Annotated in this window: 19 protein-coding genes; 12 read left to right on the top strand and 7 right to left on the bottom strand. The window is 43.3% G+C overall.

Features of this window, described 5'->3' with window-relative positions; translation table 11 throughout:
• Positions 1–73 precede the first annotated feature (73 nt).
• The 6 genes from P2H89_RS09705 to P2H89_RS09680 all read left to right on the top strand — a co-directional run bounded on the left by P2H89_RS09705 (position 74) and on the right by P2H89_RS09680 (position 4,515).
• Positions 74–1,468, top strand: coding sequence for a RagB/SusD family nutrient uptake outer membrane protein (locus tag P2H89_RS09705; protein ID WP_275826520.1), 1,395 nt, complete (start codon positions 74–76; stop codon positions 1,466–1,468).
• A 141-nt stretch (positions 1,469–1,609) separates the two neighbouring features.
• Positions 1,610–2,233 (top strand): cyclic nucleotide-binding domain-containing protein, encoded by a 624-nt coding sequence (locus P2H89_RS09700; protein WP_275826519.1) that lies wholly within the window; start codon positions 1,610–1,612, stop codon positions 2,231–2,233.
• A 25-nt stretch (positions 2,234–2,258) separates the two neighbouring features.
• The gene (locus tag P2H89_RS09695) at positions 2,259–2,921 is read left to right on the top strand and encodes a hypothetical protein (protein ID WP_275826518.1); all 663 of its coding nucleotides are present in this window, start codon (positions 2,259–2,261) and stop codon (positions 2,919–2,921) included.
• A 40-nt stretch (positions 2,922–2,961) separates the two neighbouring features.
• A complete protein-coding gene (locus P2H89_RS09690; RefSeq protein WP_275826517.1) occupies positions 2,962–3,522 on the top strand; it encodes a hypothetical protein in 561 nt (186 codons plus the stop codon).
• The gene (locus tag P2H89_RS09685) at positions 3,491–4,090 is read left to right on the top strand and encodes a hypothetical protein (protein WP_275826516.1); all 600 of its coding nucleotides are present in this window, start codon (positions 3,491–3,493) and stop codon (positions 4,088–4,090) included. Before P2H89_RS09690 ends, P2H89_RS09685 begins: the two co-directional genes overlap by 32 nt.
• Complete coding sequence (locus P2H89_RS09680; protein WP_275826515.1) at positions 4,087–4,515, top strand: hypothetical protein; 429 nt, start codon at positions 4,087–4,089, stop codon at positions 4,513–4,515. The genes P2H89_RS09685 and P2H89_RS09680 overlap by 4 nt, the downstream gene beginning before the upstream one ends.
• A gap of 46 nt (positions 4,516–4,561) precedes the next feature.
• Here the strand turns inward: P2H89_RS09680 and P2H89_RS09675 are convergent, their stop codons facing one another.
• Both P2H89_RS09675 and P2H89_RS09670 read right to left on the bottom strand, forming a co-directional pair.
• Entirely contained in the window at positions 4,562–5,461 is a 900-nt protein-coding gene (locus P2H89_RS09675; protein WP_275826514.1) for a DUF4238 domain-containing protein, read from the bottom strand.
• A 28-nt stretch (positions 5,462–5,489) separates the two neighbouring features.
• On the bottom strand, positions 5,490–6,260 hold the full coding sequence (locus P2H89_RS09670; RefSeq protein WP_275826513.1) for a hypothetical protein: 771 nt from the start codon (positions 6,258–6,260) through the stop codon (positions 5,490–5,492).
• 188 nt (positions 6,261–6,448) lie between these two features.
• Here P2H89_RS09670 and P2H89_RS09665 point away from each other — a divergent pair, with 188 nt between their 5' ends.
• The 3 genes from P2H89_RS09665 (at position 6,449) to P2H89_RS09655 (ending at position 8,772) form a co-directional block, all read left to right on the top strand.
• Positions 6,449–7,057, top strand: a complete 609-nt coding sequence (locus tag P2H89_RS09665; RefSeq protein ID WP_275826512.1) for a class I SAM-dependent methyltransferase — start codon at positions 6,449–6,451, stop codon at positions 7,055–7,057.
• Positions 7,058–7,173: 116 nt separating this feature from the next.
• Positions 7,174–8,313, top strand: a complete 1,140-nt coding sequence (locus P2H89_RS09660; RefSeq protein WP_275826511.1) for a hypothetical protein — start codon at positions 7,174–7,176, stop codon at positions 8,311–8,313.
• A gap of 54 nt (positions 8,314–8,367) precedes the next feature.
• Positions 8,368–8,772, top strand: a complete 405-nt coding sequence (locus P2H89_RS09655) for a hypothetical protein (RefSeq protein ID WP_275826510.1) — start codon at positions 8,368–8,370, stop codon at positions 8,770–8,772.
• Positions 8,773–8,966: 194 nt separating this feature from the next.
• Here the strand turns inward: P2H89_RS09655 and P2H89_RS09650 are convergent, their stop codons facing one another.
• The 5 genes from P2H89_RS09650 to P2H89_RS09630 all read right to left on the bottom strand — a co-directional run bounded on the left by P2H89_RS09650 (position 8,967) and on the right by P2H89_RS09630 (position 13,270).
• Positions 8,967–9,239 carry a hypothetical protein gene (locus P2H89_RS09650; RefSeq protein WP_275826509.1) on the bottom strand — a complete coding sequence of 91 codons (273 nt, stop codon included), beginning with the start codon at positions 9,237–9,239 and terminating at the stop codon, positions 8,967–8,969.
• 90 nt (positions 9,240–9,329) lie between these two features.
• The gene (locus P2H89_RS09645) at positions 9,330–9,761 is read right to left on the bottom strand and encodes a MauE/DoxX family redox-associated membrane protein (RefSeq protein ID WP_275826508.1); all 432 of its coding nucleotides are present in this window, start codon (positions 9,759–9,761) and stop codon (positions 9,330–9,332) included.
• Positions 9,762–9,996: 235 nt separating this feature from the next.
• A complete protein-coding gene (locus P2H89_RS09640; RefSeq protein WP_275826507.1) occupies positions 9,997–10,992 on the bottom strand; it encodes a helix-turn-helix domain-containing protein in 996 nt (331 codons plus the stop codon).
• Positions 10,993–11,283: 291 nt separating this feature from the next.
• The gene (locus tag P2H89_RS09635; RefSeq protein WP_275826506.1) at positions 11,284–11,868 is read right to left on the bottom strand and encodes a hypothetical protein; all 585 of its coding nucleotides are present in this window, start codon (positions 11,866–11,868) and stop codon (positions 11,284–11,286) included.
• Between the two features lie 268 nt (positions 11,869–12,136).
• Positions 12,137–13,270, bottom strand: a complete 1,134-nt coding sequence (locus tag P2H89_RS09630; protein ID WP_275826505.1) for a hypothetical protein — start codon at positions 13,268–13,270, stop codon at positions 12,137–12,139.
• A gap of 366 nt (positions 13,271–13,636) precedes the next feature.
• Here P2H89_RS09630 and P2H89_RS09625 point away from each other — a divergent pair, with 366 nt between their 5' ends.
• The 3 genes from P2H89_RS09625 to P2H89_RS09615 are packed head-to-tail and all read left to right on the top strand — an operon-like array spanning position 13,637 to position 14,655.
• The gene (locus P2H89_RS09625; protein ID WP_275826504.1) at positions 13,637–13,876 is read left to right on the top strand and encodes a hypothetical protein; all 240 of its coding nucleotides are present in this window, start codon (positions 13,637–13,639) and stop codon (positions 13,874–13,876) included.
• A 53-nt stretch (positions 13,877–13,929) separates the two neighbouring features.
• Positions 13,930–14,136, top strand: coding sequence for a hypothetical protein (locus P2H89_RS09620; protein ID WP_275826503.1), 207 nt, complete (start codon positions 13,930–13,932; stop codon positions 14,134–14,136).
• 42 nt (positions 14,137–14,178) lie between these two features.
• The gene (locus P2H89_RS09615; protein WP_275826502.1) at positions 14,179–14,655 is read left to right on the top strand and encodes a hypothetical protein; all 477 of its coding nucleotides are present in this window, start codon (positions 14,179–14,181) and stop codon (positions 14,653–14,655) included.
• The last annotated feature ends 1 nt before the right edge of the window (position 14,656 follow it).

Raw genomic sequence — 14,656 nt, 5'->3', positions numbered from 1 at the left:
TATAAAAGTCTATTGCAAATTATTCTCGATCTCTACAATATTCAACAGACCTTACCGCATCCTGGTGGCTGGGTTGTTAGGAGGTATTCTATATGGCCTTTCCGGCTGCCAAAAACTGGTTGATGTTCCGGCACCCGCGACCAGCATTCCGCAACACCTGGTATTTTCTTCAGATCAGGAGGCCATCAGTGCGCTGGCGGGATCTTACTACAAAATGGTCAATACCCCAATACCAACGTTGATCAATGGAGGCATGACGATTTATTGCGGACTTGCCAGCGATGAATTAGTGCTTTTTGACCAGGGGAATGGGCCAGCCATGCAGTTCTTTCAAAATAACCTACAGGCTAACAACCCGATTGTCGGTACTAATTTTTGGGAGGCGACTTACCAGTCGATTTACCAGTTCAATGCTATCCTTGAAGCCGTACAGTCCGCACCCATGCTGTCACCTGCAGTAAAAGATCAGCTTACCGGGCAGGCATTGTTCGGCAGGGCTTTACTACATTTTCACCTGGTAGCGGTCTTTGGACCCGTCCCATTGATCACTTCAACCAATTGGCGCACCACCAATTTACAGAAAAGAGATACGGTTGCAACAATATACCAACATCTTATCGGTGACCTGAAACGAGCACAGGATCTTCTGCCCGCGGCCTACACCCTACTGCCGGAAGGTCGAACATCTGCCAATAAATGGGCGGCGGCGGCCCTGTTGGCAAAGATTTATTCGCTTTCCGGTAATTGGCCCGATGTGGAGAGAGAATGCGATAAAATAATCGCCAGCGGTGACTACTCACTGGCGGCTACTCCATCGGAGGTTTTCTTGTTAAACAGTTCTGAAGCTATACTGCAACTGAAACAGGACAATACTGCCTATTCCTTCAATGCGACACGGGAAGGCTTGACGCTGCTGCCCATCGATGGCGTTTTCCCTTTCCCACCTTATGGCTATCTCTCTACTTCGGTACTGGCTGGCTTTGAGCCCGGGGACCAGCGGAAAGCAGATTGGACGCGCAGTCGGGAAATTAATGGCAATTTGCTTTACTACCCGGCTAAATACAAGGTAGGGCCATCCCAAGCCGAACCAGGTGCCCCGGTTCTGGAAGCATACATGGTTCTGCGGCTGGCAGAAGTATTCCTGCTGAGAGCGGAAGCCAGGCATCAGGAAGGCGATCTAAATGGCGCTATCGATGATTTAAACCTGATCAGGCAACGGGCTTCACTGCCACCGCTTCGCAAAACACTGTCTGGGATCGATGTGTTTGGTGCCCTTGAACGCGAACGGCAGGCTGAACTTTTTTGTGAATGGGGGCACCGGTGGATAGATCTGCGTAGGTGGAATCTGGTGGAAAACGTTTTGTCTGCCAATAAAGGACATAGTGTTACTGCCAGTGCTCAGTTGTTTCCTATTCCTGCCAATGAACTGATGAGCAATCCGGCACTTGAACAGAACAAAGGCTATTAACGATATCCTGCCAAAGCAAGGCGGAACCTTTTCTTCATTCTTCTTCACAGACCTGGAGCCCGGTTGGACGAAAAAATGAATGAAAGGAGAAGGTGGGAATACAAAGGTTCCCCTTGCCGGCAGGTAATAACCAACTACTGTATGCCTACCAAATCATTACACTCCTATAACAGCAAAGTCGGTGTGGCAATCAAGACTGATTTTGTCTTTCATCTACCTCAGCTATCTAAAAAAGCGCAGTTGTTCATCAAAGAAAGATCCTACCCGCTGATTGTTAAAAAGAGAGAAGTCTTAATAAAAGAAGGAGAGCCCAGCAATTGTTTGTTCTATGTCAGGGATGGTGCCTTACGTGAATACGTTACGGTAGATAAGGTGCAGTATACCACTAAGCTAATTGGGGAAACCGACACTTCGCCGCATTTTTTAGATTTCTATTTTTGTCAACCTATAAAGTGTACCGTCGAGGTTGCGGCCAACAGCATTGTTGACGTAATACATCGTAAAGATATCTATGACCTGGTTACAACACATTCCATCAACTACAATTCTGTTCAGGAACTAGCAGAGCTGATGATCCCCAAGAAACTTGAATTAAGCATATTGCTACGCTGGCATGCAATCAAACGGTTTGAATATTTTCAGCAACACCACGGACATTTAGTTGATCTGGTACCACACAGACACATTGCCTCTTTTTTGGGAATGGCGTCCGAAACTTTCAGCCGAATGAACAGCCGGTATCAGAGAAAGGACAACTGTCAATAACTACTCTTCATTAACATCCCTCTTCATGAAAACATCATCATCCGATCCCATTATTACGAACCTGACCATCAGTATAGAAGTCATTTCGCAACCCGCTATTTTTATTGAAGATTTCTTTTCCTGGTATCATTACCCCGATGCGATGCACTATTTGCATCGGCTATTTAAACTACTTTTCCAGAAAGCGAAAAAGAAGAAGCTGCATAACACTGCCAGCAACCTGGTATTTTATTACGAGAACCTCGTCAAACTATTGGAGATCTCATGGGTAATCTGTCATCAGGACAATGACCAAAAAGGGGCCAACCTGTACTTCGATTTGGAAGGCCAACAACCGCTGATGGCTGTCTCCATGTATGTTGAGCAAAGACATGCAGATCGGGCATTTGATTTCTTTCCGAGGGATCTGTCCGAAGAAGAACTCCTGCGGCCATATGATGTATTCCCCAAAATGTTCAAACACTATTCCTTATCAAAATGGAAAGAACAGCTTAACAATTTATTGCATCATGCCATCGACAGGTTTCAGGGGGATATATCGACAGATGAATTTAACCTGTTTTGGACGCCCAGGTTACTAGGGAAAATGATCTCAGCTTGCCACTTAATATATGTAAGAGAATTATGTACACCTGTTGCCCTGCAAAAGGGTAAAGACGAAGAGCAGCAAGCCGATCAGTATAGTTAATCGGAACATCAGTTACCTCAAATACTCACACTGTAAGAACATGAAAGCAAATGAGCCGAAAATACACGCCATGCCCAGTTTTGTGGTAATGGACAAATACGATGGATTTGAAATGCTTGGTGAAATATTTGGTCACTATGACCTGGATGTGTTTCGTGATGGTCTTTATTCTTTTTATAGGAATGCTTTGGTTGAGAATGCCCCTGACGATAATACTGATTTGCGCAAAGAATTCACGTCTCTTTTTGTTGCCATCAATAACCTCACAACTGCCAGTTATTTGATTAGTGTTCAAAAAGGACTTATTGAGGCTGAAGCAGCACCCAGGTCGGCATTCTTTCCTGCCTGGCAACCGTTTAGCGCCAATCCAGGCGAAGTATTTGCGGAAACCTTTTCCGGTAAAAGCCTTGATGAGTACAGACATAAGTTTTGGATCATGTTCACCTATGCAGTGCAGGATGCTTGTCTCGATGAAGAGGGTGCAATGGATGACTTTCTTTTTCTTTTTGAGCGACTGAATGATTTGTTTACGGCCTGTTATTATATTTTCTCTACAAACCCTGTATGGAATGCAAAAACAAAAGTCAATGCTGAATTATGAAATTAACCTAAAAGGAGGTTGCGTATATAGTTGCCGTGTCATAGAGGACTATGATGTTTGGAAAGCAATTGGAGCCACTTTCGATTCTTATGACATCATGGATATGAAGGTCGATTTCTACAACATGTTCAAGTTGTCTGTTTTGGTTCTAAAGGAGTATTATCACGAAACCTATATTGAGAGTATTACATTTTGTTTTGAGCACGTCAATGACTTGATTGATTCCTTGTATTACGTAGCTAAAGACAAAGGCGCTATAAAGGAAAAGCCTGCTCCTGCGGGTCTGTTCCCGCGTAAGTGGGTTCATAAACGCAGATCCGCCGATAATGTGCTTTACTGGTTATGTAAATCCTATGAACCTTATGAAATGCGGGATAACTTATGGGATATGTTTCTGAGTGGCTTCGTGACAAAAGCACCCCGCCTTTCAAAGAAAGGACGCAAGCGAATGATCTCCCTGTTTGAAAACATAACAGATCTTATGACTGCCGCCTATGTGCTTGCCAATCATCCTTCGCTGACAATTGAAAAGCCAACAAAAAAGGAAAATAACGAAACGGAAGCATGATGAATAACAATGTCATAATCAAGGTTATGTTCTTCGCCTTTAACCCGGAGGTGATCTTCAAGCAACATGAGCCTGCCCTGGTAGCCTGGGGAATTACAGATCATGTTTACGTTTCTTGTATAGATAATTATGAGAAAGTGTACCAGGAATTTAAGCCCGATATACTCTGCTATCATGCAGGCACTATTCCCATCCATCGCTACGCTGACGACTTCGATTGCAAATTGTTGGCTGTTTCAGAACATTTTGTAAAAGAAGAATTCCTGACCGCAAAGGAGAACAGTAACAAAAGCCAGAATAATGGATTGCACATTATGGGTTATGTCTTGAATCAGCAATATTCCCTGTTGCCTGCTATTATGATGATATATTTTGGAAAAGGAGTGATTTTTCTCGAAGATGAACTTCATTGGTCTATTGATTAATTGCTTCCTATAGGAGCGAAAGGATCATCGAAGCACAGCGCTTTCATCATTGTCTTGGAATTATTTGGGCAAATAAAGATTGCCGTAATTCATCTATGCTTTTATAGTGCTTTTCATAATACGCCAAAAGAGTATATGGATAATTCAAGTCAGTACAGGCTACGTAATCGTTAGCCTGAACCAGGAAAAATATATCTGCATATAGTCGCACTGTACTAAGTAAGGAAATTTGGGACATCTTGTTCCTCAAAAGTAACCGTTTGGGCGTCAATGGGAAAATCAGATCGTCCGTATGAATCGACACCTTACCCGGATTACGATATATAATGGGATTGTCGCTTACCAATCTCGGAAGTTCGTGTGGGAATTCTCGAATATGAGCAAAATCATTTTCCTTGTTGAATATTTCAGAATAGGTGTGGCCTGGAACCATTGCCTTGTAAAATTTTGAGAAATCGTCGCTAGATTTTAGTCGATTCAATAATTCTTCAACCCTATGATCTTCAATTTTTGTATCTGTTGCGATTTCTTTTAACATTAAGCCAACTTGCTTCAATGTGTCAGCCTTATTAATTCGGTTTTTCAAAGATTCTCGATAACAGGGAAGCCTCCAATGGAGAATACTAATGTAATATTGAAGATAGGTCCACTCATGAGAGCTAAGGTTGATTTTAGAATCTTCATCTGCTTCGTTAACTTTTCTAAATATGGCTGCTAATTCTGTATCGTGTTTTGTATAGTTCTTTTCAATAAAATCGGATGTGGCTGTGCCGTCAGAAGTTGTATTTGAGTGAATTTCATAGAAATGGGAGTTGGGGTGGAATTTCTTACCACCCTTCTTGAATGCTTTTCTTTTTACATCAAATATGTAAAAGCAGCCCTCTGCATCAGTAAATTGATTAAGATAAAATACCGGAAGAAAGTGTTGGTTTTTAGAAAGGCTCATCCTTATTGTATTTCATAATTGTAGCTTATTATGTCGTGTGGATGTCGGTGCTTGGTACAATAGTGTCTGAACTTACGTCTTCATCTTCGTAATAGTAGTGGTTTTCAATAGTTGATTTCTTTTTCAGAAAATCTGCTACTACTTTATTGCAGCAGATGAAATCAAAGAATATATTCATTTCCTTACAGAAGTCGCTGGTCAGACTTTCCAAATTAGGTATTTCAACAAAAACGCTGCTATTGTTTTCAAGAACGACGGGCCTTTCGTTTTTCTCGCTTGTATAATGCTTGAAAATAAAAGCTGTATCTATCTTCAGGTCCCCTTTCTTCAATTTTATTCCAGGTTCACTTTCTACGTAATATTGTGGCCAATGTGTAAATAGGAATTCTTTCGGATGCTTAATGAAGTTAGCCCACTTCGTTATTTTAAGCAATGTTTTAAAGTTGTGCTGCTTGAAATCATTGAACAACTTTGATTTTCCGTCTCTGTTGATGACTTCAAAAATTATCTCATATCTTTCTACGAAAAGGTATAGCCAGAAAATATATGTAAAGAAGTAGTAGTCGAGATCCCAATGGGCATCACGAGCAAACCAATTGTCTTTCACTTTTTGTATCAATTGATTGAAGTTCTCTCCAATGCAATCTTGTCTGCTTTCATCCCCGTCAGTTAGTGTTTGGTAAACTTTGCAGGCCCTGGATTGCCCATGCACCTGTAATTCTCCTTGCTCATTTGTTTCAAAAAATCCTTTCAGAAATATCTCTCGACAGTTTTTGTGAATTGTCTGTAAGTCACTCATGATGCTGATTTAATGCTTCTCAATATAATAAAAATACACAGTATGCAATAAGGTTTACCGTAGGTAATGGCACATTCCTGATTGGATTTATAGTGTGATTGAGTAGGTGAAATTTCAAGTGTTACTACATCATTGTATATTAGTAACCTAATCTTTCTTAAAACGTGGCAATATTCATAAATTAAAGTATGATACGGACCAATCTCTTTGAAACTCATAAGGACGACATCCACGGTAGTTCATCTGTCCTCGATGTAGGGTGCGGAGCTTTGCATGACCTTATGTGTTTCGAGGATTCAGAAATAAGGTTACTGCAGGGTATTGACATGGCAGTTGATCAATCCAGATTATACTCAACTTATTTTAATGTAGCTGCGAAAGCTGGACGCACACCTTTAAAAAAGGCTCATTTTGTAAATCGCTATAGAATACAACAGGCTGATCTGCAACAATACAATTTTGGAGGGGAGCTTCATAATTTTATTATCTGCCGTAATGTATTGCACTTCTTTCCTGATTCTGAAAAATACGTTCTAATAAACAGAATGCATATGGGACTGGAGCAAGGTGGTCTGCTATACCTTCAGGTTAATCATTCCGATAATGTGAATATAATTCGATCTGAATACGCGGTGGATCGTGGCGACAATGTTTTCGAGAACAAAGTCAATCCCAGCCAAGTGTTCTTCCTTGCTAATTACGAGCATTTCGTAACCGAAATCAATACACAATTCGCCGTACTGGATCGTTATACCTCAAAAACCGACGATAGCATTATCCTCACTATCAGGAAATGAGCACCAAATGCATATAGGTTTTTTTATTTATACTGATTGATTATCAAGTGTATAGAAAAATGAATTGCGCAATTCGCCACTTTGTCGATCTTTGCGCCTCAACAAAATTTACACGATTGTTTCAATCTATACTGATTCGCCCGAACAGTACGGAGGGTGTGCCTATGGATTTCGGCATGGTGATCGAGAATATGTTCTTTTACCAGTCTACCACCGTTCACATCAACAGGGCTGCCGTTAGCGAACTAGTTAAGTTAGCCGCCCCTGAAGTGTTAGAAGAACTCCTGAAGTACCAGGGCTTGAAGATCCTCTACAATAATTCTATGCCTACTGTTGGTATGGCTGGAGACGGCACTTACTGGGTTGATACGCTTGGACTTGCTGATTTCGACATTGAAAAGGAGCTTTATGCTGAGGCATTAAGAGTCACAGGCGATGAAAGCAAAGCCGGGAAATTTTCCAAAAAAATAGCACGTCACATCGGTGTACATGAATTGCCCTTTACAATTAAGACATCTATGGTCGAGCAGCTACAGGATAAGGACTTTTTACGTGTTGCCCGGGATGAAACCCTTAAAGAGCATTATCCAGGCATTATTATGCCTGTTGGTGATCGCCGCTATGAGATTGAATTTCTCAGCCAACAATTTTTTAGAGTTCATACAAATTTGCAAGGGGCTGCTGATCAGTCATTTGGCGAAACTTCACCTGTGCTTTCGCTTATAAATGCCACTGCCGACCTGCACGTAACGGCTTCCTCAGGCTCAGAAATTTGCCTGCCGGAATTCAGTTCACGCGTATTAAGGCAAAAGATTGATGCAGTATTGGATAGATCACAACATTCAGCCGAAAACCTATCTCGTTTCCACCTTGCCCAGTTCAATGAATCTTGGGCGATCAGGGATGCCATTAACAGTAAACGGTTACATGTTAAAGCTGTATTACCAGCCTTGCGCAAAGCCGCTCGGTTTAAAGAATGGTTGAGAGATCTTCCTGAAAATCATGATCTTATGTACGAGTATCAGGAAAAAGTGGAGGAAAAGACTGTTTTAGAACGTATCGGCTGGAAGGATATGCGTTTCTATTTCTTTACTGGGCTTCAAACCATTACTTCCGCTATCGCTCCGGTGGCCAGCTTGTTGGTTAATCCCGCAATAGGTGTGTTCGATGCCTACGTTATTGATCAGATAGCCAAAGAGTGGAAGCCGAACCAATTCGTGCGGGGCCCTTACAAAAAGTTGCTACAAGGAAGGTGATAAGATATTTTACACATTTACGGATTTGTTTCTTTAATTATTTATTTTTTAAAAATGGAAAAAAAATTACAGTTTAAAATTGTCCAAAGCGGCGAAGAAGTGACGGTTCGGGTAACCGTTCATGGAGAGTTTCAAAAATGCGTGGTGGATATGCCGTCGCCTTTTAAGCATGGCAAAATAGGCTTGCATCCAGACATTGATCCACATCGATATCAGACAATTGTAGTAAGATGTAGTATCGACGGTGAAGAGCGCCTCAAAGTCGCAAAAGTGACTGGACTTTCCGGTGAATCCATCTGTCATGAAATCGTCGAGCAATTTGTGAAGGAAGTTTACGGTGAAGGCAAAGCCATTCAAAGCGAAACCGTATTTTGTAATCACCATGAAATGCAGTACAAGTATTTGGTCGTTCCGGAAGCCTATGAACTGGCACACAAACATGAACCTATTGCAAAGTGATCGATCGACTGACTGTTAGTATCAGGAGTAAATGTATTCCTCCTGCGTTTTGCCCTCAAAATCATAAGCACATTATGTTACCCAATAATAGTGCTTCTTAATCTTCCAGATTCTTGCCTGATCGAATTCATATTTTCTTTTAAAAAAACCGGCCTCCCCTTTCGAAGGCCGGTTTTCATTTTGCCAACTATGGCTTAGAACCCGTTTGTATACACCGGTATGTAGTTCGTACCGTCGTGGGTAAACAGGTTATACTGGGTAGTACCATTGATGCTCGATGTGAGCTTCGTCTGGTTGGTACCCGTCGTTTTCAAACCTGGCATCGATGTGGAGTTTGCTACCAGGACTTTTGTGCCACTGATATCAGCGTACACATTACTGTTCGCAAACTTCTTGTGCCCTGCCAGGGCCGTGGTTTTTGCAGCTACCAGCGCAACAGCCGTTAACCATCCAAATCTTCGTTTCATTCAACACGGTTTTTAATTGTGCTTACTTGCTGTATAGAGGCATCAGCATTCCCCTTCCTGCTGTATCAGGCCGGTCGCAGGACCGCCAGCCTAATAAGATCTTACTTCACTCTTCTTTTGGGACGCATCACTTTTTACCCACCACCAGCCAATCCAGGCTGTAGCAAGGGTGATCAACATCCGGCTCAGCCAGGTCATGCCCGGCCAGTATTGGTGGAAAGGCAGATAAAACCAATCGGCACTGAGTGCTATGCAGTGGTAAACTGTGAAGGCTATGCTGCAGACGACTGTCAGTACCATTGCCATTCGTTGCCTGCCGAATGGGACCAGTATGGCTATCAGGACCTCGATGGCGACGACCACAAATGCCAGCACCGGGCCAATTTCACCCAGATAAGGCAGTCCGTTGCACCAGGCAGCGAATGCCTCATAGTTCAACATCTTCTGCATGGCCTCATACCCGTAATAGCCCACCGTCACTGCCTGCATCAGATCACGCAGGGTCATTCTACTCTTTGCCATCGCATTACTTTTTTGTGTATCAGGACCGCTGTAGGGTCCACCACCTTGTTCGCTGGAAATTCTTGTATCGGTAAACTGGAGGTATTGTAGCGGCTCCTTCACTGCGCAGTTGCTGTACAATTCGACTTGCCACTGTTCGAGCACCTTCCATCAGGACAAATATACTGGTGCTGCGCGTGCTCCAAAGTGGTGCTTGCGAGTATTTGCCTATTTGCTGTGTTTTTCTGCTTTTGTGTTAGGCGAAAAATTCTAACATAAATAATACCGTCGAAATGTCCGACAACTTCAGCCACCTGGTAAGTGTCATACGCTCGATGGTGAGAAAGTTCCTGCGCAGGTTGTTGTAATTGGCAAACCCACACGCAATGGCTATTTCAGCGAGTGTAAGATGAGGATAGTACCGGATCATCCGCTTGGCTTCCCGGATACGTTCATACAACAAGTAGTGATACGGCGTGACAGCAAACACTACTTTGAACAGCTCCTTAAAATATGTAAAGTTCATGCCTGCCGCACGGGCCCAGTCGCGTAAGTGCTGCTTGATGGCAATCTGCTCTTTGATCAGTGCTTTTACTTTGAACAGGCTCTCTACCTGTGGTTCAGTAATAGGACGATGCAGTCGCTTCATGGTCCTTGCATCAATAACCTGTGCAATCAGTTCGATAGCCAGGGCTTCATTGCCGGGATCTTTCACGAGTTCGTCCATCGCGTCCAGCACCTTGGCACTGGCAAATCCAGGGCCATTATGTAGCGCTGCCGTTTCTTCACCGCTGGCTTTATTGAGCAATTGTAAAATAGCCTCCGACTTTCGTTCTACCCGGTCCATAAAGGCTGGATCGACCTGCAGGTCAAACATATGGTAATCCTGGCCTTTGATCAGGTGTAATATGCTTTCCACCTTCGGAGCGGTCACAAAATTGAGCTGTCCCTGCATCAGGTAGTATTTCTTTTCGTTGAGCTGGTAATGCAGGTGCCCTTTTACCATGAGACGAAAGCCGACAAAGGGTGTCAGGTATTCAACGTGTAGTAATAAATCCCTAGATGGCTTCAGTATGCTTTTGAAGATGGTGTAATGCTTTTGAGCATATGTTTCATAGAAGAATTGCCCGGCAGGCTGGGCAGCTTCATAGGCCGTGGCACCTGGTATATGCCTGTCTGGTTTGACTTGGGCAGTAACATGGTCATACACCCTGAAGTATATTGGCCCTTCAGTTCCCGATATCCTTATCATAGGCTTTGGGTTATTGTATTGGATGATTGCTCGATCCTTCTATAGTCGGAACATCTTCAAGGGGTATGATCTATTATCGTGCTTCTGTAACCGAATTTATAAAACTATTACCGCATTTCCATATGCCCACCCAGTAACGGTTTGGAGCTTTTAATACCTTGATGAAAGATTGACAATCGGTTATACATGCGGGATTTAAACGCTTTTTAATCTGGTCCTAATCTGTAAAGAGTTTTAACATTTTATATGCGTTTTTCGGAAGATGTATTACCGCCTCTGTAGCAACTGGCATCACCTAAGTGGGTAGAAAAGATTGAATACCTCTTGTTCCTGATCTAGGCGGATCACCGGCTGGCTTCGGCTGTCCTGCAGGACCACGCAAGTATCCTGCTCAAAAAGGTTGTTGATGTCGATACCCCAGTGCTGACAGTAGTCAGCGATGGTATCCAGGTCAAAGTATTGCCCGGCAGGTTGGTCTTCAAATAGCAGCGGTTCACCGTAGTTGATGTCTGGATCTGTTTTGTATCCTTTGGATTCAATTTCCCGAATCAATATTCCATTGTGGTACAATAGCAGGTAGGCATATTCAATGACTGCGCAGTATATGGTTTGCAGAAAATATGTATTGAGCTGACTGGAAAGGATGCTACCGAGTTCATGGAGCTTTAAGATGCTGTTCACTTCAATAATGACCCAATCTCCGCAACCGTTTACTGTGTACATTGACGGTGGCTGTTGCGGATCGGCTAATACATCAGTCGGTGGTACAGGTACCGGTGCGTCCCTGGTCACGGTGCAAAAACCGCAGTAGGATGCCAGCAGTTCTATGAGCCTTTCCTGCCGTGTTGATTTTACATAGCAACTTAGTAGATTCATGTGGGAGGAGAATTGCGCTACACTTGTCATTCAAGTTACAGACCGAAGTGGTGGTGAGCAAAATATTTTTTTTGTCACATCGACACGCTTTCTCTCATATCTCTGGTTTTCACGGCGTTTTAGCGCTTGCCGTTTGTAAATATTGCTTCTGCCCGCAGTGCTGATAGCGGGAATTTCTGCATTTTGGGTGTGAATATTTTTGATGGACCGATCTAATACTATTTCAGGTGTGATTAGCTTGGCCGGTAAAAGGATTTTCCCATAGTTGTTAGTTGTTTACCAGTTGGGAAAATACTGTTGGACTTACACCGATTCCAAATCCCCACCAGCGTTCTTTATTGTAGATCCATTGTTTCCCGATTGTGCTGAAAGCATAGTCTCGTGCATAAGGCACTACAAAAAATGTAAGTCCATTGTAGGAATAAGACAAAGACAGGCCCAATGACAGGTAAAATTGCTTCGATTTTTTATCTCCAACGATAGAAGTGTCTTTCACCAAAGATGCACTGAGTTCTTCAACGCCAGGTGTTATCAGAAAACCAATACTCCATTTATGCGTAGATTTTTTGCCGCTGGCAAAGTAGCGGTCGGTAACTCTTTTGAATAAATCAATATTTACACCCAGGTTGGTAATGCCAGACATGGCAGTGCTTCCGTATGTGCTGTCTTTCGGTGTACCAGTTTTGTTGAGTGGCACTGTTAATTTGCGGCGCATTTTGAATGGAACGGACACCAATGAGAAGGGGGTACTGCTAAAATACCCGTTTCCAAAAATGTAGGAGTAGTTTATAATGCCCAATACCTGATGCTTTTCTAAAATTACTTGACGCTTGGTGAAGCCGCCATTTTTGTAACCCGAGACGGTGAGAATATTGTTAGCCGATGTTACTTTCGTCACCTCATCCAGTTGTATCGTTGAATTTCTTCCCATGTAATCATTCAGTCTGTAGATGCGGTCATTAGCAGGTTCTATATTTATCTGCTTGGTAACTGATATAGTGCCGTTAACGGTTAATGATAGCTTGATCGCTTTGTTGCTACCGATAGAAAGGCCCGCCGGAACGATTACATACACTGTTACTTTTTGTTGAAATTCTTTCACCTTAAACTCGACACTGGTCTGCAAATTCTCAAATAACAATTGTCCATAATCTCCTGAATTGAGTTCCATGCTTGCCGGTACGTCGGTTCGTTGAAAACTAGCAGCTATTGGGATTGATAAGGGTGCCGATTGAGGTATTGATCCTGCTGTAAGGGTAAGGGTGATTTCGATGGGAATGATGAGTTTTTCGTTGTCGTATTTCTGAGCGGTCAATGAGTTCGGCGTTACTGCTACAATTATTTCCTGGCAATAGATGGTGACCGGAAATATTCCAAGAATAAATAATAATATTTTTTTCATATCAGTTGATTTGGTATTCTCTGAATTGGTTTGGCTCCCGAATTACTGGTGCCACAAATTAAAATCCTGGTAGAATACAAAGGCAGGGTGAAATCACCTTTTTTTCTTTGGTCAGCCTCCGTTGCGTCGCACTCTTGTACGCCTTCCTGCACAGCAACCTTTTACTTCTCCTGTTTTACAGATACAGTATTGCATTACTCCGAGCCTACGAACATCCCTGGAAAAAAATCCCACCTCCTTCGTCGGCAAAATTTTTTTCTGGCGGGCCGTTCTCCGGCCTCCGTCCTGCAATGAAACGCTTTGCGTGCCAAAAAGAAAGAACGCGGCGCTGGTGCCGCCATTTACTCACCACAAACTTTTTGGTTTATGCAACTATCAGACAATCTCCAAGAAATCGCGCAGGTGATCCGCAAGGACTGGCAGCCTGTATACTTCGGTGCTATTCCTTACCTCGATGCCATGAGCGATTTGCAAAGCATTAACGATAACTACGGCTGCGACAGCGGGCGCAGTGTCGTTAACTATTTCCTTGCTAATGCCCGCACATGGCGCGGCGAAGTAGCCAAAGCCGTAAAGACCAAACTCAACGAACTGGTCAGGCAGTAATAAAAACTCCCATCCGTACCCGCTTTTTTACTCACTCCTAAAAATCAATTGTTATGCAAACTCACCAGTTATCCCGCCTGATGTACCTATCATGGGAAATACAACGCACTAAACACAACAACCGGTCTAAAGCGCTTACCGCTGCGTGGGCCATTGTGAACAACGCAGATATTACCATTCACTACCTGTTGCGCAAACACAGCGGCAGCAAGACTACCACGCCCAACGCTGCCAGCAAACTCACCCTTTTTCATTCATGATCATAACCACCCGCCGCGCCACGGGTAAACAGGCGCTTTGTTATGAAATACTTTTCAGCATGTACTACACTGGAAGAAGTAAAGAAACTCTACAAGGTGCTTGCACTCCAACACCATCCCGATAGAGGGGGCGATACTGCCACCATGCAGGAGATCAATAAAGAATATGCTTTTGCCTGTGCTTTCATCTCCAAAAACGAAGGCAAGACCGACGCGCAGGTAGATCAGGAGCTGAAGATCTCCGAAGAATACCGCCAGCGGATAGAAAAAATCATACACCTGCCCGGTATCCTTATCGAAGTGGTGGGAAACTGGATTTGGGTCACCGGCGATACCCGTACCGTAAAAGACGAACTGAAAGCCGCCGGGTACTTCTTCGCCGGACAGAAAAAAGCATGGTACTACCGCAACGAAGCATTTAAAAGTTTCGGCAAAGGTGGATCGCTCGACCAGATCCGCGCCAAGTACGGTACGCAGTCCGTAGCCACTGACCGCCGTAGACAGCTTGACAAGGAGTAAC

Source organism: Paraflavitalea sp. CAU 1676 (genome assembly GCF_029223285.1).
In the GTDB taxonomy this organism is placed as follows: domain Bacteria; phylum Bacteroidota; class Bacteroidia; order Chitinophagales; family Chitinophagaceae; genus Paraflavitalea.
The sequence above is the reverse complement of the archived record's forward strand: the minus strand, read 5'-3'. Positions and strand labels throughout refer to the sequence as shown.

Excerpts from the sequence above, each read along its gene's own strand:
- P2H89_RS09695 (WP_275826518.1), top strand. The coding sequence starts at position 2,259 with ATGAAAACATCATCATCCGATCCCATTATTACGAACCTGACCATCAGT.
- P2H89_RS09700 (WP_275826519.1), top strand. The coding sequence starts at position 1,610 with ATGCCTACCAAATCATTACACTCCTATAACAGCAAAGTCGGTGTGGCA.
- P2H89_RS09620 (WP_275826503.1), top strand. The coding sequence starts at position 13,930 with ATGCAAACTCACCAGTTATCCCGCCTGATGTACCTATCATGGGAAATA.
- P2H89_RS09690 (WP_275826517.1), top strand. The coding sequence starts at position 2,962 with ATGAAAGCAAATGAGCCGAAAATACACGCCATGCCCAGTTTTGTGGTA.
- P2H89_RS09685 (WP_275826516.1), top strand. The coding sequence starts at position 3,491 with ATGCAAAAACAAAAGTCAATGCTGAATTATGAAATTAACCTAAAAGGA.
- P2H89_RS09640 (WP_275826507.1), bottom strand. The coding sequence starts at position 10,992 with ATGATAAGGATATCGGGAACTGAAGGGCCAATATACTTCAGGGTGTAT.
- P2H89_RS09665 (WP_275826512.1), top strand. The coding sequence starts at position 6,449 with ATGATACGGACCAATCTCTTTGAAACTCATAAGGACGACATCCACGGT.
- P2H89_RS09650 (WP_275826509.1), bottom strand. The coding sequence starts at position 9,239 with ATGAAACGAAGATTTGGATGGTTAACGGCTGTTGCGCTGGTAGCTGCA.
- P2H89_RS09645 (WP_275826508.1), bottom strand. The coding sequence starts at position 9,761 with ATGGCAAAGAGTAGAATGACCCTGCGTGATCTGATGCAGGCAGTGACG.
- P2H89_RS09615 (WP_275826502.1), top strand. The coding sequence starts at position 14,179 with ATGAAATACTTTTCAGCATGTACTACACTGGAAGAAGTAAAGAAACTC.
- P2H89_RS09670 (WP_275826513.1), bottom strand. The coding sequence starts at position 6,260 with ATGAGTGACTTACAGACAATTCACAAAAACTGTCGAGAGATATTTCTG.
- P2H89_RS09630 (WP_275826505.1), bottom strand. The coding sequence starts at position 13,270 with ATGAAAAAAATATTATTATTTATTCTTGGAATATTTCCGGTCACCATC.
- P2H89_RS09655 (WP_275826510.1), top strand. The coding sequence starts at position 8,368 with ATGGAAAAAAAATTACAGTTTAAAATTGTCCAAAGCGGCGAAGAAGTG.
- P2H89_RS09675 (WP_275826514.1), bottom strand. The coding sequence starts at position 5,461 with ATGAGCCTTTCTAAAAACCAACACTTTCTTCCGGTATTTTATCTTAAT.
- P2H89_RS09625 (WP_275826504.1), top strand. The coding sequence starts at position 13,637 with ATGCAACTATCAGACAATCTCCAAGAAATCGCGCAGGTGATCCGCAAG.
- P2H89_RS09635 (WP_275826506.1), bottom strand. The coding sequence starts at position 11,868 with ATGAATCTACTAAGTTGCTATGTAAAATCAACACGGCAGGAAAGGCTC.
- P2H89_RS09680 (WP_275826515.1), top strand. The coding sequence starts at position 4,087 with ATGATGAATAACAATGTCATAATCAAGGTTATGTTCTTCGCCTTTAAC.